This window comes from Marinobacterium maritimum (genome assembly GCF_039523155.1).
GTDB classification, from domain to species: domain Bacteria; phylum Pseudomonadota; class Gammaproteobacteria; order Pseudomonadales; family Balneatricaceae; genus Marinobacterium; species Marinobacterium maritimum.
Genome location: NZ_BAAAET010000007.1, coordinates 1 through 20,033, shown reverse-complemented (window position 1 = coordinate 20,033; position 20,033 = coordinate 1). Strand labels below are relative to the sequence as shown.

General features: G+C 57.9%; 16 protein-coding genes and 2 pseudogenes. 13 read left to right on the top strand and 5 right to left on the bottom strand.

Going from position 1 to position 20,033, the window contains the following annotated elements:
- Nucleotides 1-19: 19 nt before the first annotated feature.
- The 5 genes from ABD013_RS17210 to ABD013_RS17190 all read right to left on the bottom strand — a co-directional run bounded on the left by ABD013_RS17210 (nt 20) and on the right by ABD013_RS17190 (nt 6,532).
- Nucleotides 20-1,948, bottom strand: a complete 1,929-nt coding sequence (locus ABD013_RS17210) for a diguanylate cyclase (protein ID WP_343808847.1) — start codon at nt 1,946-1,948, stop codon at nt 20-22.
- A gap of 45 nt (nt 1,949-1,993) precedes the next feature.
- On the bottom strand, nt 1,994-2,977 hold the full coding sequence (locus tag ABD013_RS17205; protein WP_343808845.1) for an SLAC1 anion channel family protein: 984 nt from the start codon (nt 2,975-2,977) through the stop codon (nt 1,994-1,996).
- A 150-nt stretch (nt 2,978-3,127) separates the two neighbouring features.
- Nucleotides 3,128-3,826 carry a tRNA (N6-threonylcarbamoyladenosine(37)-N6)-methyltransferase TrmO gene (gene tsaA / locus ABD013_RS17200; protein ID WP_343808842.1) on the bottom strand — a complete coding sequence of 233 codons (699 nt, stop codon included), beginning with the start codon at nt 3,824-3,826 and terminating at the stop codon, nt 3,128-3,130.
- 107 nt (nt 3,827-3,933) lie between these two features.
- On the bottom strand, nt 3,934-5,262 hold the full coding sequence (locus ABD013_RS17195; protein WP_343808840.1) for a M20 family metallopeptidase: 1,329 nt from the start codon (nt 5,260-5,262) through the stop codon (nt 3,934-3,936).
- A gap of 1 nt (nt 5,263) precedes the next feature.
- The gene (locus ABD013_RS17190; protein ID WP_343808838.1) at nt 5,264-6,532 is read right to left on the bottom strand and encodes an amidase; all 1,269 of its coding nucleotides are present in this window, start codon (nt 6,530-6,532) and stop codon (nt 5,264-5,266) included.
- A gap of 331 nt (nt 6,533-6,863) precedes the next feature.
- Here ABD013_RS17190 and ABD013_RS17185 point away from each other — a divergent pair, with 331 nt between their 5' ends.
- The 13 genes and pseudogenes from ABD013_RS17185 to ABD013_RS17130 form a co-directional block, all read left to right on the top strand.
- Nucleotides 6,864-7,922 (top strand): WD40/YVTN/BNR-like repeat-containing protein, encoded by a 1,059-nt coding sequence (locus ABD013_RS17185; RefSeq protein WP_343808836.1) that lies wholly within the window; start codon nt 6,864-6,866, stop codon nt 7,920-7,922.
- A gap of 36 nt (nt 7,923-7,958) precedes the next feature.
- A complete protein-coding gene (locus ABD013_RS17180; protein WP_343808834.1) occupies nt 7,959-10,343 on the top strand; it encodes an efflux RND transporter permease subunit in 2,385 nt (794 codons plus the stop codon).
- The gene (locus tag ABD013_RS17175) at nt 10,324-11,874 is read left to right on the top strand and encodes a DUF1302 family protein (RefSeq protein WP_343808832.1); all 1,551 of its coding nucleotides are present in this window, start codon (nt 10,324-10,326) and stop codon (nt 11,872-11,874) included. Before ABD013_RS17180 ends, ABD013_RS17175 begins: the two co-directional genes overlap by 20 nt.
- A 14-nt stretch (nt 11,875-11,888) precedes the next feature.
- The gene (locus ABD013_RS17170) at nt 11,889-13,154 is read left to right on the top strand and encodes a DUF1329 domain-containing protein (RefSeq protein WP_343808830.1); all 1,266 of its coding nucleotides are present in this window, start codon (nt 11,889-11,891) and stop codon (nt 13,152-13,154) included.
- Between the two features lie 62 nt (nt 13,155-13,216).
- Nucleotides 13,217-14,053: an alpha/beta fold hydrolase gene (locus ABD013_RS17165; protein ID WP_343808828.1), complete on the top strand. Its 837-nt coding sequence runs from the start codon at nt 13,217-13,219 to the stop codon at nt 14,051-14,053.
- Between the two features lie 14 nt (nt 14,054-14,067).
- Complete coding sequence (locus ABD013_RS17160; RefSeq protein WP_343808826.1) at nt 14,068-14,898, top strand: alpha/beta fold hydrolase; 831 nt, start codon at nt 14,068-14,070, stop codon at nt 14,896-14,898.
- A 19-nt stretch (nt 14,899-14,917) separates the two neighbouring features.
- Entirely contained in the window at nt 14,918-15,472 is a 555-nt protein-coding gene (locus tag ABD013_RS17155) for a NifU family protein (RefSeq protein ID WP_343808824.1), read from the top strand.
- A 118-nt stretch (nt 15,473-15,590) separates the two neighbouring features.
- A pseudogene (locus tag ABD013_RS18505) lies at nt 15,591-15,917 on the top strand (Rieske 2Fe-2S domain-containing protein); the annotation flags it as partial.
- Nucleotides 15,918-15,992: 75 nt separating this feature from the next.
- On the top strand, nt 15,993-16,901 hold the full coding sequence (locus ABD013_RS17150) for an SRPBCC family protein (RefSeq protein WP_425543423.1): 909 nt from the start codon (nt 15,993-15,995) through the stop codon (nt 16,899-16,901).
- A gap of 85 nt (nt 16,902-16,986) precedes the next feature.
- The gene (locus ABD013_RS17145; RefSeq protein WP_343808820.1) at nt 16,987-18,039 is read left to right on the top strand and encodes a 2Fe-2S iron-sulfur cluster binding domain-containing protein; all 1,053 of its coding nucleotides are present in this window, start codon (nt 16,987-16,989) and stop codon (nt 18,037-18,039) included.
- Nucleotides 18,040-18,100: 61 nt separating this feature from the next.
- Nucleotides 18,101-18,979 (top strand): VOC family protein, encoded by an 879-nt coding sequence (locus tag ABD013_RS17140; RefSeq protein WP_343808818.1) that lies wholly within the window; start codon nt 18,101-18,103, stop codon nt 18,977-18,979.
- A 58-nt stretch (nt 18,980-19,037) separates the two neighbouring features.
- Nucleotides 19,038-19,829: a fumarylacetoacetate hydrolase family protein gene (locus tag ABD013_RS17135; RefSeq protein WP_343808816.1), complete on the top strand. Its 792-nt coding sequence runs from the start codon at nt 19,038-19,040 to the stop codon at nt 19,827-19,829.
- A 23-nt stretch (nt 19,830-19,852) separates the two neighbouring features.
- Nucleotides 19,853-20,033: pseudogene (locus tag ABD013_RS17130) on the top strand (acetaldehyde dehydrogenase (acetylating)); the annotation flags it as partial.

Sequence of the window (20,033 nt, the reverse complement as noted above, 5' to 3'; positions counted from 1 at the left end):
CGACAGACGCAAGTCCGGCTCAGGCGGTCTCGACCCGGTTGCGGCCTCGGCTTTTGGCCTGATACAGCGCCTTGTCAGCCCGGCTGAGGGCGGCAGAGGTATCCCGGTCGTCGTTGTGCAGCAGGGTCAAACCGATCGACAGGGTCATCGGGATCTGGAGGTCTTCCGTCCGGGTCGGATGCTGCTCAAGGCAGGCGCGTATGCGTTCGGCCAGGTGTAGCGCCCCCTCCAGATCGGTACCGGGCAGCAGCAGGGCGAACTCTTCGCCGCCCAGGCGGCCCAGCAAGTCGGTTTCACGCAGGCAGCCCGTGGCCATGTGGGCAAAGTGCTGCAGGACATCGTCACCGGCCTGGTGGCCGTACTGGTCGTTGATCTGTTTGAAGTGATCGAAGTCGATCATCATCAATGCGCTCTCGTGCTGGAGACGCTGGCTCAGGCGCTGCTCCTTGTGCAGGCGTTCAATGAAAGCACGGCGGTTGCACAGCCCGGTGAGCGGATCGGTGGTGGCCAGCAGTTCCAGCTTGCGCTCATTCTCCTTGCGTTCCGAAATATCACGGAACACGGTGACCACTCCGGTGATGCTGCCGTTTTCGATCATTGGTCGGCTGGTGACGACTACCGGCAGCAGGTCGCCGGTGCGAGTACGGAACAGCTCGTCACCTTCGTAGGTTTGTCCCTGCAGAGCCGCAGAGAAGATCGGACACTGTTTAAAGGAGAGCTCATCCTTGCCCTCATGGGAGTGGAGCAGCTGGTGGATATTGCCGCTGTAGAGTTTTTCGGCATTGAACCCGGTCAGCCGGCAGGTGGCGGCATTGATGTACAGGGTGTGGCCCGAAGGATCGAGAACGTAGATCCCCTCGCCCACGGCTTGGCCGATCGCGTCCAGTCTCAGTTTCTGCTGCAGGACTCGCTGGCGTTGCTGGTGCAGGCTCAGCAGCAGCCAGCCAAGCAGCAGGATGGCCAGCAGACTGATACCCAGAGAACTGTAAAATTCCCACTGAATGCTGGTCAGCAGTGGCTCTGGGTGCAGTGCCAGGATATAGCCTCCCAGGCTGCCGTCGAAACTATGGATCGGGATAAAGGAAGCACTGTACCCCAGGCTCTGGTGATAGATGGCCAGCGCGAAATGGCGACCGGCGGCCAGTTTGGATGAAAGGTCATCCCGTGCAAGCTGGTCCAGCAGGGCGTCGAGAGGCAGAGGGGCGTTATCGGATAGAGCCAGGTTGCGGTCATCCAGCAGGAAGTCATCACTGATGATCGCCGGGCGCAGTTGACGGCGCAGCTCATTGAAGCTGATATCTTCCACGGTCTTGCGTTGTAGCAGAAACAGGAAAGCCTGTCCGGGGGCCAGATCCGACAGGGATTGGCTGACCTGCTGGAAGGAGACAGCGGTCTCCATGCTGCCGATCAGTTCTCCCTGATCGATCAGAGGGTGGAGGAAGCGGAAGCCGATGAACAGCCGGCCGACTTCGAAGCCGTAGCGGGGAACATGCTGGGCCTGCATCTGTTGTAATGACGGGCGCACAGGCAGCAGGTTGTCGCCGTGGATGCCGGGAGCATGAAAGCGCAGATAACTGCTGCCATCGGCGAGGTGAAACTGCCATTGATGGATGCCTCGGCTCTGCAGGTCATGATAATCGGGCAGCAGTTGTTGATAGAGCGTTTCACGCAGAATCAGCCGCTCCATGCCGTCCGAGTGGATTCCGGCTTGCAGTAGCGTGAGCAACTCCGGGCGGCGCAGCAGTCCGGTATAGAAGGTGTCCATCGCCAGAGCATAGCGGTCCAGACTGGCATGGTAGATGGTGCTCAGCAGCGTGACCGTGTTGTTCAGGTAGAGCTGTTCCTTGTCCTTGCGGTTCGCGTTGAGGAACAGCGCCATGCCGAGAAAAAGCCCCGCCAGAACCAGGATGTAGCTGATTCTTCTGATTTTGGGGCTTTCCTTCGACATGGGCGGGTGTCCCTGGTTGAGTGTGCTTAATGGCTGCTAAGGTGTTCAGTCCGGTTGAAACAGCTTGCCACTGAGTACGGCGCGTGTCGTCTTGATCAGTAGCAGAATCACAACAAAAGTGACAACGATCAGTGATATCCAGCTTAGCAGCAGGAAGAACTCGTTGCGGGTGTTGAGCCACATGCTTTGGGTTGCAATGGAGAATGCGGCCAGTGGAAAACTGTACGCCCACCAGGACAGGTAGAACTGGATACGTGAAAAACGGGGCAGCTGAGTGAACAGCAGCAGGGCGATGAACAGGGCTGCGTAGTACAGAATACGGGCGAAATTATCCACCACGCCGTTGTTGAGCTGCAGATAGGATATGAAGCCGATAGCCGGGGGCGCGATCATGATGAACAGGGTCGGCAGCAGTTTCTCCGGCAAGGGATCGTGAAACAGAATGCGATTGAAGATCAGGGTCTTCAACACCAGCCAGTAGAGCAGGCCGATGGCAAAAAAGAACCAGCTGGCCTCGATATAGCCGTGCTGGACACCGGCGATCGGCGCGATGATGTTGCCAACCACTGGGATGAACCAGGCCGGGGTGCTGTGCTGCACCTTGAAACGCGAATGGTGAATCCACTGGGTCATCACATTCAGGGTCAGCAGCAGATGAAGCCCGGCGCCGCAGATCCAGAGGTAATGCGACAGCGCCAGGGAGACTTCCAGCGTCGCAACTGACAGCAGCAACAGGCTGATGGAGAAGGCAGGAAAAAAGCTGATCTGGATTGGGTGGTTGAACTCGGCCAATACCTGCTCGCGGTAACGAAGGGCCTTGAACAGGTAGACACAGGTCAGGCTCAGCAGGACGCAGGCGGTGAATACCAGCAGCACCCGGCTGACCAGTGGCTCAAGGCCAAGGCTGTGTGCCGCTTTCTGCCAGCTCAGGGTCAATCCGGTCAGGCCCATGACGCTGGCAAAAAAGGCGATCGGAAAGTGAGGCAGCCAGTGAGCGACTCCGGTTGCGGCGGGGGATCGGTCCGGCATGGTGGGTTCCTTTAGATTAGAGGATTCTTATGTAATTATGATGCTAGACAACCCAGGCTGACAACCGGTATTTGCTCCAGTTGCTCAGGGTATCGGAGCAACTGAATACTGTCCGGTGTTCGAAGCGTGCCTGTCTATACTGACGCTGTCTCAAGCCTCGGAAACGGGGGTAATGCTGATCACTTCGATCTGCTCGTCGCTGATTCTGAAGCGGATATTCTGTCCATAGAGGCTGACGCCGTAGATGCGTTCGCTGTCGCCCTTCTTGTATGCCGGCCGCGGGTCGCAGCTGAGGATCTCGGCGATCTGTCGTGCCAGCGGCTGGTTCAGCTGCTGGCTCAGGGCGGTGCAGGTCTGCTCCGCTTCCGGGCTGAATACCACCGGCTGCTGCAGGCGCTCGATCTTCGACGCCAGGGCAAATTCGGCATCCGGAAGGCTGTCCGAGTAGGGCAGGTAGGGTTTGATATCGAGAATGGGGGTGCCATTGAGCAGGTCCGCCCCTTCCACTTCCAGTCGGATGCTATCACCTTCGCAGCGGATACTCGTCAGGCGAACACAGGACAGCCCTATGGGATTGGGGCGGAAAGGAGAGCGGGTGGCAAACACGCCCAGGCGCTGGTTGCCGCCCAGGCGCGGCGGTCGCACCGTGGGGCTCCAGCCCTGGTCGGCGGTGGCGCTGAACAGGAAAACCAGCCAGATGTGGGAGCAGTGCTCCAGCCCTCGTACGGCATCAGCACTTGCGAAGGGAGGTACCAGCTCAATCTCGGCACGAATGGAGGCCAGACCCGGCTGGCGCGGAATGCCGAATTTTTCGTCGAAAGGGCTGTGGATATAACCGATGGGGGTCATGGGGTTCCCGTGTACAGATGCATGATGCAACTAGTATACCCATGGTGATCGCGATTGTTACCGGATGCTTCCCCCTGATTTCAGGGGGAAGCTGGTGGCGTTTGAGTTCAGCCGTTCAGGCCGGTCTCTTCACGTGTGCGAGTGCAGCAGTCGATGATGGAATAGATAATGTTCTCGATCGGTTTGACCAGATCCTGGATATTGCTGACCCCCATGCCTCCCAGTCCGTCAGCAAACTCTTCGGGTACGCTGGCATCACCGATCCAGGGGTAGCCGACGCGTACCAGAGGGATCCCCAGCTTGTTGATCATGGCGGCATCGGTCTGACCGCTCAGCATGGGAGCCCCCGGGTAGGGCCGGCCTTCCTGATGTTCCCAGGCCGCGTGTGCCGATTGCACGATCCAGTGGTCGGGTGCCGTGGCCGATCCCGGGCAGGAGCCGTACATGTCCCATTCCGCTTCAATGTCGGGATGGCGCTGCAGAATCCCGGCCATCATCTGGTCGAATTCGTGACGTATGCCGGCCATGGTCTGGTTCGGGTTGGTACGCACATCGATAAAGATCTCGGTGGTCGCTGCCGGGAAGGCGGGACGTTCCGGCCAGCCGGAGCGTACTGAGGCGATCCAGCCCTCTGGTGCAATCTGATCCGAACTGTGACGGGATGGAAACTCGGTCAGCCACTGCTCGATCTCATTGATCACAGTGGTGGCCGGGATGATGGAACTGCGGAAACCCGGGGTGCCGCGAGGAATGCCGGCATAGCCAAGAGATCCCTTGACCGATACCTTGAACCAGCACATGCCGGGATGCTCGTGGTAGATCTCGTACCAGGGCTTCATGATGATACCGAAATCGGCGGTTACGCCGTGGGTGATCATATGAGTAACGCCGGTAGACATGCCATAGTTGCCGCGCTCGGGGACGTAAAGCGGCATCCCACCACCGGCAAATGCGAGCACTACCTTTCCTTTCAGTTCAATGCCGGCTTCGATCACGGCATTGACCGCTTCGGTCAGCGAGGCCACCATCGCCTTGGGGTTGGAAGCGCCCAGCCCGATGACCAGGTCATCCCTCAGAATGGCTTCGGGTTTCATGTCATCCCGCAGTCGATCGCCAACCATCGGCAGATCCGTTTCATTGCCTTCCAGGTGGGTGTCGATCGGGGCATAGAGCAGCAGGCTCGGCCCCGTACCGTCTCCGCACAACTCACCAATGGCGTTGCCGCTGGCGTCGTTGACCGGCTGGTAGCGAGCCTTAAGCCCGATACTTTCCATGCGTGCCGCCATGAATTCACTGGCCTCCTGCTCCGACCCGGTGGGGCTGTGGATATTAACCAGGTCGGCATTCAGGCGTCGTAACCGCTCCGTGTCGATACGTTTGCAGGCGGCTTCAAACCAGGCCTGCTGCTGAGGGTCAAACGCGTGCGTGTTGTTCATCTCAGTCTCCTGTCGCGAGGGTGTTGAGCCGATCGGCCATGTCGATCAGGGCATGATCCTGTCCAAAAGCACCGACCAGCTGGACCCCCAGTGGCAGGTTTTGGGCCGTTCTGGCGATGGGATAGGTCAAGGACGGGTTGCCCAGGAAGGTCCAGATACGCTGCAGGATGGGGTCACCGGTGCGTTCGATACCGGCCGGGGCCACACCCAGTGCAGCGGGTGTCAGGATCAGGTCGTGAGCGTCGAAAATGTGCTCGAGTCGATAGCGGCAGCGGGCGGCCAGATTGCGGGCGGCGGCTTCCTGCTCCGGTGTCACGGCCAGCCCTTCTTCAATCAGCTCGATCGTGAAGGTGCCCAGCGATGCCTGGTGATGCTGATATTCCTCATGCAGTGCCCGCGAGGCCTCGACGGCCATGATCGCACGCTGTGCATCGGCAAGCTCGGTGAACATGACCGGCAGTTCATATTCCACACACGCAATACCCTGTTCCTTCAGCGCGGTGACATGGCGTGTGAAGGCTTGCTGCATATCTCGTTCGATCTGGTCCCAGTAAGCCGTTCTGCAGACAGCGACGACGGGGGTTTCGGGGCCATTGGCAATCTGCAGATGCGGTGCCAGTGCCGTCAGCAGCAGGCGCTGGTCGGCAATGGTGCGTGAGAACAGACCCAGCGTATCGAGGGAGCCGGCAAGCGTGTGGGTACCTTTATAAGGCAGGGTGCCGAAGCTGGGCTTGAGGCCGACGATGCCGTTGAAGCTGGCGGGCCTGATCATAGAGCCGGCTGTCTGGGTTCCCAATGCGAAGGGCACATGCTGGTCGGCCACTGCGGCTGCCGAGCCGCTGGAGGAACCGCCGGGAGTATGTGACAGGTTATTGGGGTTACGCGTAGGGCCGGGCGTGAAGTAGGCAAACTCGGTGGTCACGGTTTTGCCCAGAATTACGGCACCGGCTTTTTTCAGCAGGGAAACGATCTCGGCATCCTGCGACGGCAGGTGGCTGGCATAACGCTCATTGCCATAAGCGGTCGGCATGTCGGCGGTATCGATGATGTCCTTGATACCGACGGGGATACCGTGCAGAGGGGAGCGTCGTTCTTCACGATCTCTTTGTCTGGCCTGATCCAGTGCTCGCTCCGGATCAATGAAAGCCCAGGCATGGGTTTCCGGTTCACGCTTGCGAATCTGCTCCAGGCAGCGGCCGGTCAACTCTTCACTGCTAATCCGGCCTGATGCCAGGGCTACAGATGCTTGTCCAACAGAGAGGTTTTTCATTATTTTTACCGATACTTTCTATTGAAATTCAATTGGTATGTATCGATGATTAATTAATAATTACCGTAAGGTCAAGGATTTTGTGAGAGTAAGTTCATGATGCAGAGCAAAAGGATTGGCAGACTTTTCATCATAAACAATTGATTATTATGGATAATTATTGATTTTGTCTTTTCTTGATCTGACATGAGTCATCATCCAGCCCAACGTCCACCCGAATTTTGCGCCTGTAATTATTAATTAACAGTTGACATTCGAGCGCCACAAGACCAATACTCGATCAAAAATCAATTGATATTCAATCGTTGTTTTCGGGTGGAGGGCAGCCGTAATGCTCAAGTTGTTATCTCGTCTCATAACTGCCGCGATGCCATGGGTGGTGATCGCCGCACTCCTCTATGTGGGGCTGTTCGTCAAGCCCAAGCCAGTTGGCAAGACCGTTACGCCCGCGGCCATTGAATCCCGTGATCGTTTCTATGGTGTCGCCGTGATCGATGATCGTGTGATCTGGGCGGTGGGGGCCGATGGCAAGGTCATCATCAGCCGGGATCAGGGTGAAATCTGGGACGTGCAGGCAACACCTGTTTCGCTGCACCTGCAGGATATTGCGGCCTGGGATGAGCGGCATGCCGTTGTGGTGGGCAACGATGGCGTGGTGCTGCGTACCGAGGACGGAGGAAGTGCCTGGCAGCGTGTTGAGGTGCCGATCAGCGATGTGGTCAACAAGCTGATGGACGTTAAGGCGTATCCCGGCGGCGAGGCCTGGGCGGTGGGTGCCTTCGGCATGATTCTCAAGAGTACCGATTACGGTCGCAGCTGGCAGCAGGTGCGTGAGGCCGAGGATTTCATTCTGAACGAAGTAGTGCGTGTCAGTCCTGGTGTGCTGGTCGCTGTCGGTGAGTTCGGCACGGTCTTGCGCTCGGATGATAACGGCCGCAGCTGGCAATTCGCCGATACCGGAGCGGAAAACAGTCTGATGTCAGTTGCGTTTCGAGATGAGCGCAACGGTCTGGCTGTTGGGCTCGAGGGCATCATTTTGGCCACTCGCGATGCCGGTCGCAGCTGGGTGGCCGCCTTGGATGACCTGCAGGCGCCGCCGGCCATGACGGAGCCGGGTACCGCGCGCAGCGACTCCTGGGAAGACATGACCACCGAACATATTTTCACCGTGCGTTGGGTCGAGACGCTGGATCGCTGGGTTGGGGCCGGTGCCAAGGGTGTCTGGGTCACGGGTAACCGGGGACTGGACCAGTGGGCGTCGGGGCGTCTTGCCGCACGTGAGATGGCTTGGCACACCGCGCTGGTTCCCTTTCAGCAAGGGGTGTTGCTGGCAGGACGCAACCTGGGTGTCTGGGCCGACCAGCAGTGGCGCGTACTGAGTGACCGTTAAATATAAGAAGAAAGCTGGCTCCCGCAGGAGAATTGTATGACCGAGAATTTCGCTAACTGGTTGATCCGGTTCAGGATTTGGGTGGTCTCCCTGATCGCTCTGATAACCCTGGGATTTGGCTACGCCGCACAGGACATAGAGGTTAAAACCGTCTTTCAGGATCTGCTGCCCAGCGATCATGAATATGTCAAAACACACAACGCCTTCAAGGATACCTTTGGTGGCTCCAACCTGGTGACCATCATGGTTGAAGCCGAAGATGGCAATATCTTTCAGCCCCGGGTGCTCCAGGTGGTGGATCATCTGACGCGGGAGCTGCAGAAGGTATCGGCGGTAAACCCCTTCCAGGTGGTCTCGATCGCATCCAAGAAGCTGAAAGAGGTCAAGGCTTCTACCAGTGGTATCGAGACCCGTCCGATCATGTGGCCGGACCTGCCTCAGACGGAGGCAGAGCTGCAGGAGCTGGAAGAGAAGGTATTGCGCAACTCGCTGATCTATGGCCCCTATGTCTCGGCTGATCTGTCTTCGACCCTGATCACGGTTGACTTCATTGACCGCTTGCTCGACTACGAAACTGCCTTCAACGAGATCACCACGCTGGTCAACAGCATCGACGAACCGGGTGTGGTAGTGCGCCTGGTCGGTGATCCTATCCTCTACGGCTGGGTCAACTACTACCTGCCGGAAACCATCAACCTGGTGCTGATGGCACTGCTGGTGGTCGTTGCACTGCTGTTCATCCTCAACCGTACCTGGCGCGGTACCTTTCTGCCACTGCTGTCCGGTCTGGTCAGCGCGACCTGGGCTCTTGGGATTTCCAACCTGATCGGTATTCATTTCGATCCGCTGGTGATTGTCATCGCCATGCTAATTACCGCACGTGCCATCTCGCACTCGGTCCAGATCATTACCCGCTACAACGAAGAAGTTGAACAGATCGAGGCCGGTGGCGAGAGCTCGGGCGCGGCGGCCCTGACCACGCTGAAGGAGCTGTTGCGTCCGGGCATCCTGGGTATTGCGACCGATGCCTGTTGTGTCGCCGTGGTGGCACTGAGCCCGATTCCGCTGCTGCAGAAACTGGCGTTGCTGGCCGTGGTCTGGGTGGGCACAGTGGCGGTCAGTGCCATTATCCTGACGCCGGTGATGCTGTCCTGGGTGAAGCATCCGCGCGGTTATGCGCATCCCTTCAACGTAGGCCGCCTGCTGCATTGGGTACTCAACCTGTGCCACTTGATCGTGGTCAGCAAGACCCGCTATGTGGTGGTGGTCTGGACCGCCATCGTACTGATGGTCTGCGGCTATTTTGCCCTGTCGCTGAAGGTTGGTGATGCCAACCCGGGTTCTCCGATCCTCTGGCCTGACTCGCAGTACAACACCGACTCGGCTGCGATCAATGACAAGTTCCAGGGTGCTGACCGGATGTTCGTGGTCATCGGGGGCGATCAACCTGACCTGGTCAAGAAGCCCGAAATTCTCAATGCCATGCAGGAGTTCCAGCGTTTCATTGAGGTTCAGCCCGAGGTGGGCGGCACCCTGTCGATAGCGGATGTGCTGCCGGCCGTGAACCGTACCCTGCGCGAGGGTAACCCGCGCTACGAGGAGCTCGGCGAAACCCAGGATATCAATGGCGAGCTGCTGTATATGTTTGAGGCCGGTGCTGAGCCTGGTGACATGGACCGCTATGTGGACACCGAGCGGGCCAACGGTTCGGTCACCCTGTTCTTCCGCGACCGCCAGGGTGAAACCGTGCGGACGGCCGTGTCCCGGATCAAGGAGTTCATCGCCAGCCATCCATTGGAAGAGGGGGAATTCAAGCTGGCCGGTGGGTTGATTGGGGTCATCGCGGCGGTCAACGAAGTGATCCTGTCCGGTCAGTTGCAGTCGATCGCCCTCGCGCTGCTGATTCTGGTGATTCTCTGTACCGTCGTCTATCGCTCGTCGGTGGCCGGCATGTTCTTCATGGTGCCGGTGGTGCTGTCCAACACCGTCACCTTCAGCTTCATGGCCTACATGGGCATCGGCATGAACATCAATACGGTGCCGGTTGCCGCCCTGGGCATTGGTCTGGGGGTCGACTATGCGCTCTATATCTGTGACCGCATCAAGCAGGAGCTGAATGCCGGTGCCGGTGATCTGGAAGCGATTGAGCGCGCGCTGCACAGTGCCGGCAAGGGCGTGATCGTAACCGCTTTTGTACTGATCGTTTCAGTGTTGCTGGTGTACCAGAGCTCACTGAAATTCCAGGCAGAGATGGGGCTGCTGGTCGCGTTGTGGCTGACCGTATCCGCCTTCACTGCACTCTTCGTGATGCCTGCACTGGCTCACATCTTTAAACCGTCCTTCATCTATGGCGATCGCAAGATCCCGTCCTCTACAACAGAAGAAAAACACGAGGTGGTCAATGAAAAAGCAGCGGCATAATCCACTGGCCTTGACCCTGACGGCGCTGGCCGTCAGTACGGCCATACAGTCGGCCCAGGCGGTCGAGCTGGGCCCGGTCAGAATCGACGGTTTTATCCGTCAGCATATGTCCTGGAATCTGGATGATCCCGTTACGGCGGCCGGCCCGGCCGATGCCAGTGGCGACATGTCCATGAACCGCACCACGCTCCAGCTGGAGTGGGTCGCGGATCTGCCCCGGGATATCGCCTTCGTGGGCGTTGCCCGGGCCAACTGGGAACAGCGTCTGGATTACCTGAAAGATCTGGAAGCGATGGGTGCCTACGGCAATGAAGGTGTCGGCGATTATTACGACGATGCCGATATTCGGGAGGCCTACCTGGATATCCCGGTCGGGGATCGGACGATGCTCAAGCTGGGCAAGCAGCAGGTTGCCTGGGGTGAAACGGACTTCTTCCAGGCCATGGATATGGTGCATGGCTTTGACTATACCTGGCGTTCCTTCCTGGAGCCGGCCAACTCGGACCTGCGCAAGCCGCTGATCATGGCTAACGCCATCATCGATGTGCCGGAGGCAGACGGCTCATTGCAGCTGCTGTTCCGACCCGGCTGGGATGACGAGGAAGATATCGGTAACAGTTACGACATTGAGGGCGGTCGCTGGGCATCGAATCCCTGGAAAGGCGTGTATTTCCCGGCGGTTGACCCCTACAACTACGACCACAGTGAAGGGGATATGGATGACCCTACCTACGGCATCCGCTGGAACGGCATGTGGGGTGACCTGGGCTACTCCTTCGCCTACCTGAAAACCTTTAACCCCGACCCGGTGATGAATGCCAACCCCGCTTTTGGCGGCATGGCCTACAAGGGGGAATACGGCAGTGACCAGGCGAGCACCATCGGCGAAGTGATCTATCCGATGATCGACATGCTTGGCTTCACCCTGAACGGCTATTCCGGCACCGGTGATTTTGTCTGGAGCACCGAGTTCGCGTACATCAAGGATGCGCCTTTCAACTACGGCGGTTTCGGTGAAGGTGCGGCCGCCTGTAACTTCATCGAGCACGGCTTCTGCGGCATCGAAGAAAAGGACGTGCTGCGCTCCATGGTGCGTGTCGACAAGAACCTTGCTTTTGCCCAGTCCCTGTTCGGCGCGGAAAAGCCGGCGTTCTTCAGCATGCAGCTGTTTGATACCTGGATCATGGACTTCGATGAGAGTGACCGTTTGAAAGTCCTGGTCGGCCAGCCGGAGCTGCGCAAGGAACACTCCACTCTGCTGACCACCATCTTTGGTCTCTCCTACATGAATGGTCGTCTGACACCGGAACTGGTGGCCGGCTTCGACCTGACCTATGGCGGCGGTTTTGCTGTTCCAAGCCTGACCTACACCATCGGCAACCACTGGAAAGTGAAGGGTGAGTTCGACCTGTTCTGGTCGGATGGCACGCGTGAGAATGGTGCACCGGTGGCCAGCACGACCGACTCCAGCCTGTTCGGCTGGTTCGAAGACAACGATCAGTTTGCTCTGACTGTGACCTATCAGTTCTGATATTGAGGTGAATCATGAATTATAAAAATACCCTTTTTCCCTCCGTTCTGACGCTGGCCTGCACCCTGGCCAGCGCTCCCCTGATGGCGGAAGTACAGCCGGGAACTGTACTCTCGGTGGCCAATATCGATCAGTTGTACGACGACACCTTCGAAGGTCACAAGATCAGGGATCTGTTGACCGAGAAGGTGGAATGGCGCATTCGCAACAACGGTTTTGAAATGAAGCTGGTGCACTCCCAGCCGGTCACGCTGGGCAGTGACTGGGTCGCACGCTCGCAGCAGAATGTGGGCAAGGTCAGCATCAATGAAGCCGAAGGCCGGATCGATGGCTGGGCAGGCGGTGCGCCTTTCCCGAATATCGACATGAATGACCCTGAAGCGGCCAAGAAGGTTGTCTGGAACTGGTACTACGGAAACCCGCGCGGCGATGTGATGAACGTGCCCAATGTGGCTTATGTGCTGATCGACGGCGACAGTGGTGTCGAGCGTGTTCAGAACTGGAAGTTCGTACGCTACACCATGAAAGGGCGGATGACCGGGGAGCAGGTCGAGGGTGATGGCAGCGAACTGAGCCGCACCATTTTCGTTGCCACCGGGCCTCGGGATATCAAGGGCCTGGGTACCTACACTGTGCGCAAGGATAACGAAGAGGTAGAGGATGTCTGGGCCTACATCCGCGCTGTACGCCGTACCCGCCGTCTGTCCGGCGGTGCCTGGATGGACCCGATCGGCGGGACCGACCAGTTGCAGGATGATATCGAGGTCTTCAACGCCAACCCGACCTGGTACAAGGAGTACCGGATGCTGGGCAAGCGCCATATCCTGACCGCTGCCCATGGCATCAACAGTGCATGGAACCCGGACGGTAACAGCGAGGCCGAGTCTTTCCCGACGCTGGATCTTGCAAAAGCACCCTACTGGAATTTCAACCAGGACCGTTACGAACCGCGTGAAGTGTATGTGATTGAGGCGATTCCTCCGGAAGAGCATCCGTACAGCAAGAAAGTGCTCTATATCGATACCGAGTATCCACGTATCCATATGGGTGAAGCCTACGACAAGAAAGGCGATTTCTGGAAGATGTTCCAGTTCCACTCCTATCCCAACCTGGCTGACGACGGCAGCGTCGATGTGCGTACCACCTCCGGTGCGACCATCGACTTCAAGCGTAATCATGCCACCGTGTTCTTCCCGGACACCAACACCTGGAGCACCAATACACCGGGCCTTGCCGCGGATGACGTCAGCCTTTCCGTGCTGCGGGCAACCGCGCGTTAACTCGTAACATCCGCGGGTCCCTACCCCTTCGGGGACCTGCGGCCTTTTTAGGAATTCTGAACATGACCAATACTCCTGAAGTCGGCCGGATGATCGATATCGGCACCATGAAGGTCAATTATCACGATGCGGGTGAGGGACAGCCTGTCCTGTTACTGCATGGTTCCGGAGCCGGTGTCAGCGCCTGGGCCAACTGGCGCAATACCATCCCTGAACTTGCCCAGTTTCGACGTGTGCTGGCACCGGACCTGGCAGGCTTTGGCTACACAGAAACGCCCGAGGACTATGAATTTGTCCACATGGAAGGCTGGGTCGACCAGATCATCCGTTTCATGGATGCACTGGGGATCGAACAGGCCGACTTTGTCGGCAACTCCTTCGGTGGTTCTCTGACGCTGGCGCTGGTAGTGCGTCACCCGGAGCGGGTGGGGCGCATGGTACTGATGGGCAGTGGCGGCCAGCCGTTCGAAGTGAACGAATGCCTGAAAAAGCTCTGGGGTTATCAGCCATCCATCGAATCGATGCGCGAGATCCTGCAGATCATGGCCTATGACCAGAGCATTGCGACCGAAGAGCTGGCTGAACTGCGTTATCGCTCGACCATCCGACCGGGCGTGCAGGAACGCTTTGAAAAGGTATTCCCGCCGCCGTACCAGCGCTGGGCCGATGTGCTGGTCATCCCGGATGAGCAACTGGCAGCGCTGCCACACCAAACCCTGCTGCTGCATGGCCGGGATGACCGGGTGGTACCGGTCGAGGTCTCTGAGCAGCTGGCCATGAAGATTCCGCACGCACAGTTGCATATCTTCGGCTGTTGCGGTCACTGGACACAAATCGAACAGGCATCACGTTTCAACCAGTTGGTCCATGACTTCCTGCGTGAAGCCGATGCTGAATAAAGAGGGATAAGAAGATGTCGAATGAAACTCCTGAAATCGGTCGTCAACTGGACCTGGGTGATATCCGTGTCAACTATCACGACGAAGGCGAGGGGCGTGCGCTGATTCTGCTGCACGGCTCCGGGGCCGGTGTCACGGCCTGGGCCAACTGGCGCAATACCATCCCGATGTTCTCGCCGTCACGCCGGGTGCTGGCGCCCGACCTGGTCGGTTTCGGTTACACCGAAACGCCGGATGACTTCGAGTTCGTGCATATGGATACCTGGGTCGACCAGATCATCCGTTTCATGGATGCGCTGGATATCCAGCAGGCCGATTTTATCGGCAACTCCTTTGGTGGCTCGCTGACGCTGGCATTGGCGGTGCGTCATCCCGGGCGTGTCGGTCGCATGGTGTTGATGGGCAGTGGTGGCCAGCCGTTCGAGGTCAGTGCCAATCTGAAGAAGCTCTGGGGCTATAAGCCGTCGATCGAGGCGATGAAGGAGATCCTGCAGATCATGGCCTATGACCAGAGCATCGCCACCGATGAACTGGCCGAAATGCGGTATCGCGCCACCATCCGTCCCGGCTTCCAGGAGCGCTTTGAACGTGTCTTCCCTGAGCCCTATCAGCGCTGGGCCGATGCCCAGGTGGTCAGCGACCAGGATCTGGCCGCCATCAAGCAGGAGGTGCTGATCATCCATGGCCGTGACGATGCGGTCGTACCGGTAACGGTGTCGGAAAACCTGGCGCGCAAGATCAAGCACTCCCAGTTCCATATGTTCGGCTGCTGCGGTCACTGGACCCAGATCGAGCAGGCGCAGCGCTTCAACAACCTGGTGATGTCCTTCCTGCAGGAAGGTTGATCCTTGAGACGGAGGCCTTATGAGCAAAGCCAACATTCATGTCACTGAGCAGGCCGGCCAGTACCTGGCAGAGATGGCCGCACGCGAGAACTGCCGTGAGTTGCGCCTGGGGGTGCAGTACCCGGGCACCCCCATTTCCCAGTGCTACCTGAGCTTCAGCCGTGAACGATCGAGCGATGATGAAGTGGTGGAATTTGAAGGCTTCCGCCTGCGCTACAAGCGCGCTCTGGCCGGCTTCATTGAGGGACTGAGCGTCGAGTACAGCCAGAACCGCCTCGGCAGTGAGGTCAGGCTCAAGGCCCCGAATCTCCATAACCTGCAGCAGCCTCCCGAGGATGCTGATCTGGAATTGCGCGCCAACTGGGTGCTGAATCAGCATGTGAACCCGTCATTGGCCGAGCATCAGGGCAGCGTGATCGTGGATCGCGTGGACGGGCAGAAGGTGTGGCTCAAGTTTGGCGGCAACTGTCTGGGGTGCGGCAATGCCGAGAAAACCCTGGTCGAGTTCGTTGAAAAAACGCTGCTGGAGCAGCTGCCCGAGATTGAGGCGGTCAGCGAAGTGACCATGCACTAAATTTTTTTGGTATTTTAAATTGAATTTCAATTGAAGTTGCATTTATATTTGATTGTAAGTAATTTGTAATTACAGAAGATCTGGTGAGTTGCTTAGAGAACCGTGAGGGAACAAAACAATGTCTAAGAAAAATGCCCGTGTCGCGAACGACAAAAGCACCAAGAAACAGTACCAGCCCTACATGGAAGCCGAGTGGGGCTTCATCAACCATTGGTACCCCGCCGCTTTCAGCGATGAGCTGGCCGAAGGTGAAGTGAAGGGGATTCAGATCGCCGGCGTGCCGATCGTACTCCGTCGCGCCAAGGGCAAGGTCCATGCGCTGCTGGACCAGTGTCTGCACCGCGGCGTTCGTTTCTCTGCCAAGCCGATGTGCCTCAATGATGAAACCATCACCTGCTGGTACCACGGTTTTACCTTCAACCTGGAGGACGGTGAGCTGAGCACCATCGTGGCTGCGCCGGAAGACAAGCTGATCGGTACCACCGGTATCCAGACCTTCGCCGTCGAAGAAGTGGCCGGCATGGTCTTTGTCTTTGTCTGCGAAGCGGACTGGGACGAGGAAATCCCGCCGCTGGCGAACGACCTGCCGCTGCGCTTCCCGGAAAACAACGAACGTTTCCCGCACCCGCTGTGGCCGGATACACCGTCCATCATGGATGAAAATGTCGTTGTACTGGGCATGCACCGTACCGGTAATGCCAACTGGCGTCTGGCCTGCGAAAACGGCTTCGATGCCGGTCACCTGCTTATTCACCGTGACAATGCCATCGTGCAGGCGAAGGAGTGGGCGGTTCCGCTGGGCATCAAGCCGCTGTCCGAAGAGGCGATCGCCATCGTCGATGATGAGAACGGTCCGCGCGGCTTCCTCAATCGCTATTTCACCGAGCACTACGAGCCGGTGCTGGATAACCCGATTCTGGACATCAAGGCGTATGGCCAGAACCCGAAATACTTCCGTACCTCGATGTACATGCCGGGCGTGCTGATGGTGGAAAACTGGCCTGAAGAGCACGTGGTGCAGTACGAATGGTACGTGCCGATCACCAACGACACCTATGAGTACTGGGAAGTACTGGTGCGCAAGTGCGATACCGAGCAGGAGCGCAAGGCGTTCGAATACCGCTTCGAAAACCTCTACAAGCCGATGTGTCTGGAAGGCTTCAACGATTGCGACCTGATGGCCCGTGATGCGATGCAGAACTTCTATGCCGATGGTACCGGCTGGGATGACGAGCAGTTGGCCGACATGGATGCTTCCGTCATCGTCTGGCGCAAGTGCGCCTCCCGCTTCAATCGTGGTATCGCGCCGGTGCCGAAAGGTGTTCACGGCGCGACCAAGGCGCAGAGCCAGCACTTTGCGGCTGCGGCTACCGGCAAGTGGCCGGGCACCCAGGCGTTCGAAACCGGACAGAAGTACGACAAGAGCTGATTGTCGAGTTCCACAGGTTCTATGTTGCAGTGCCGACCGTTGGGGCCTGGCTCCGGCGGTCATCCAATAATAAGGAGAATACGCCATGTCTGCATCAGAAGCGGCTCAAGTGCTTGAGACTGAAGCTCAGGTCACTTTCAGATTTTCAGATGGCGTCGAGTATCACGCCATCAGTCAACCCGGTGAACTCTTGCTGGATGTCGCCCGCAAGAACGACGTCCCGGTAACCTGGCAGTGCCTGACCGGCAGCTGCGGTTCCTGCATCTGCAAGGTGGAGGAGGGAGAGGTCAGCTCCGATACCGGTCGCCTGCTGTCGCTGCTGCCCAGCGAAGCCAAGGAGGGGTTGAGGCTCTCCTGCGCCGCACTGGCGGATACCGACTGTGTGGTGGAGCTGGATTACCCCAGCACCTTTTCCGAAGACCACGAAGCGCATCAGGATATCGGTACGGTCACCGAGCTGGAGTGGGTCAACCACAACACGGTCCGGCTGGTGATGGAGCTGCCGGAAGATACGGCATTCGAAGACTTCGAGGCGGGCCAGTATGTCCAGCTGCAGGTGCCGGGCACCGAGGAATGGCGCTCCTATTCCATGTCCAGCACGGTCAAGGAACTGCCGGAGATGACCTTCTATATCCGGGTACTGGAATCCGGTGTCATGTCTGATTACCTGCGCGAACGCTGCCAGGTCGGCGATCAGATTCCGGTCGACGGCGCTTACGGTGTTTTCTATCTGCGTGAAGAGAAAGTGCCGCAAATCATGATCGCCGGCGGTACAGGGCTGGCGCCAATGTTGAGCATGATCGACACCCTGCGCCAGAACAATTTCCGTCGCAAGCCGGTGATTCTGGCATTCGGCTGCTCCCATGAGAAAGATCTGTTCGCTCAGGATGAACTGGAGATGCGCTCGGACTGGATGCCCAACCTGGATGTGCGTACCTGTGTCTCGCGCCCCGAAGGTGAATGGGACGGGAACCAGTGTCGAGCACAGTTTGCCATTACCGCCGATGACATCACCGATGAAGACACTCTGGCCTATCTCTGTGGGCCGCCAGCCATGACAGAGGATGCCAAGACGCGCCTGATTTCACTGGGGGTCAAGGCCGAAAATATTCACGTCGAGCTGTTTGAGAGCCTCTAACCGTCATCCCGTTTCAGACGCTTGCTCCATCCCGACATTAACAACAATAAAGGTGAGAATCATGCCGGCTGTAACCAAACTCTCGTACCTGGGCTTTAACGTCTCCGACTTCAGTCAGTGGCACACTATCCTGTTCGAAATTCTCGGCCTGGAAGCCCGCCAGGACAGCCCCCAGGGGCAGATCCAGTTGCGAATGGACTCCCATCATCATCGTTTCACTTTTTTTGAAAGCGACACCAACAGTACCGCGTTTGTGGGCTGGGAGGTGGACAGCATCGACCAGTTCCACGCGCTCTATCAGCATCTGCAGCAGCTGGGAATCGGCGTCGAACTGGCTTCGCCTCAGGACAAGGAGGCGCGTCAGGTACTGGAGCTGATGAAGTTCCGTGGCCCCGATAATGTCGCGATGGAGGTCTGTTTTGCACCTTTCCATGACAACCAGCCGTACGAGCCGAGTTGCACCCGCTTCGGCCAGTATGTCACCGATGACCAGGGGCTGGGTCATATTCTCTATTGTCATTCCGATATGGAAGCCGCGCTGACGTTCTATCGCGATGCGCTGGGGATGCGCATTTCCGATTACATTCATTGGGATGAGGCGCGTGCCACCTTCCTGCACTGCAATCCGCGTCACCACAGTCTGGCGATCTGTAATCCCTGTTTCGGCACCGGAGCTGGCGAGCTCAACCACTTCATGCTGCAGGCCGACAACATCGACGATGTGGGCCAGGCCTATGACCGTGTTGCCGCGATGGACGTGCCGCTGGTATTGACGCTTGGCAAGCACACCAACGATCAGATGACCTCTTTCTACATGGTCACGCCGTCCGGTTTTGCTATTGAGTACGGCTACGGTGGCGCTGAAATTCACGACGATGAGGCATGGGAAATTGCGCTGTATAACGCGCCCAAGGTCTGGGGTCATAACCTGGTTGAGTAAGGCTGGCGAGTCAGAACATCTGACGGTCAATACAGGATAGCTTTTAGCGAGAACAGTTATGCAGGGACAAATAGTCAATAACTGTGGTGATGAGTTGTATCGGGCACTGGCGACCGGTACGCCGGTAAAGCCGTTGTCCGAGCGCTTCGCCAACATCAGTCTTGAGGATGCCTACTACATATCGCTGCGCATGATGTCGCATCGCATTGAGTCCGGTGAGCGGATAGTGGGCAAGAAAATTGGCGTAACCTCCAGGGCGGTTCAGCAAGCCCTGGGGGTTGATCAGCCCGACTTTGGTTTCCTCACCGATGCCATGTGTTTCATGGATGGGGACAGGGTTTCATTGCGGGATAACAACCTGATTCAGCCACGGGCAGAAGGCGAGATCGCTTTCAAGTTGAAGAGCCGGCTGGAGGGGCCCGGTGTCACCGCCAGGCAGGTGCTTGAAGCCACCGAGTTTGTGATGCCCTGTTTCGAAGTGGTCGATTCCCGTATCGAAAACTGGCAGATCAAAATCGAGGATACGGTTGCGGATAATGCTTCCTGTGGTGTTTTCGTTCTGGGTACTGAGCGTGTGGATCCATGTTCGCTGGACCTGGCGGCGCTGGAAATGACGGTCAGCAAGAATGGTCAAGAGATCAGCCGCGGCAAGGGGGCTGCCGTGCAGGGACATCCGGCCAATGCGGTGGCCTGGCTGGCCAATACCCTGGGGCGTTTCGGCATTGCTCTGGAAGCAGGAGAGATCATTTTGTCCGGCTCGCTGGTGCCGCTCGAGCCAGTACAGGCTGGCGACCGGATGCAATTGACCGCCCCGGGCCTTGGATCTGTGTCGGTCCGCTTCACTGAATAAAACCTTCCACACGAGTCCTCAATATGTCCAAGAAACTGAAAGCGGCCATCATCGGCCCGGGTAACATCGGCACTGACCTGCTGATGAAGATGCAACGCTCCGAGTGGATCGAGCCGGTCTGGATGGTCGGTATCGACCCGACCTCCGAAGGCCTCAAGCGTGCTGAAGCGATGGGCATCAAGACCTGCGCCACCGGTGTGGACG

Coding starts and splice junctions, on each gene's coding strand:
- ABD013_RS17210 (WP_343808847.1), bottom strand. CDS start 1,948: ATGTCGAAGGAAAGCCCCAAAATCAGAAGAATCAGCTACATCCTGGTT.
- ABD013_RS17205 (WP_343808845.1), bottom strand. CDS start 2,977: ATGCCGGACCGATCCCCCGCCGCAACCGGAGTCGCTCACTGGCTGCCT.
- tsaA (WP_343808842.1), bottom strand. CDS start 3,826: ATGACCCCCATCGGTTATATCCACAGCCCTTTCGACGAAAAATTCGGC.
- ABD013_RS17195 (WP_343808840.1), bottom strand. CDS start 5,262: ATGAACAACACGCACGCGTTTGACCCTCAGCAGCAGGCCTGGTTTGAA.
- ABD013_RS17190 (WP_343808838.1), bottom strand. CDS start 6,532: ATGAAAAACCTCTCTGTTGGACAAGCATCTGTAGCCCTGGCATCAGGC.
- ABD013_RS17185 (WP_343808836.1), top strand. CDS start 6,864: ATGCTCAAGTTGTTATCTCGTCTCATAACTGCCGCGATGCCATGGGTG.
- ABD013_RS17180 (WP_343808834.1), top strand. CDS start 7,959: ATGACCGAGAATTTCGCTAACTGGTTGATCCGGTTCAGGATTTGGGTG.
- ABD013_RS17175 (WP_343808832.1), top strand. CDS start 10,324: ATGAAAAAGCAGCGGCATAATCCACTGGCCTTGACCCTGACGGCGCTG.
- ABD013_RS17170 (WP_343808830.1), top strand. CDS start 11,889: ATGAATTATAAAAATACCCTTTTTCCCTCCGTTCTGACGCTGGCCTGC.
- ABD013_RS17165 (WP_343808828.1), top strand. CDS start 13,217: ATGACCAATACTCCTGAAGTCGGCCGGATGATCGATATCGGCACCATG.
- ABD013_RS17160 (WP_343808826.1), top strand. CDS start 14,068: ATGTCGAATGAAACTCCTGAAATCGGTCGTCAACTGGACCTGGGTGAT.
- ABD013_RS17155 (WP_343808824.1), top strand. CDS start 14,918: ATGAGCAAAGCCAACATTCATGTCACTGAGCAGGCCGGCCAGTACCTG.
- ABD013_RS17150 (WP_425543423.1), top strand. CDS start 15,993: ATGGTCTTTGTCTTTGTCTGCGAAGCGGACTGGGACGAGGAAATCCCG.
- ABD013_RS17145 (WP_343808820.1), top strand. CDS start 16,987: ATGTCTGCATCAGAAGCGGCTCAAGTGCTTGAGACTGAAGCTCAGGTC.
- ABD013_RS17140 (WP_343808818.1), top strand. CDS start 18,101: ATGCCGGCTGTAACCAAACTCTCGTACCTGGGCTTTAACGTCTCCGAC.
- ABD013_RS17135 (WP_343808816.1), top strand. CDS start 19,038: ATGCAGGGACAAATAGTCAATAACTGTGGTGATGAGTTGTATCGGGCA.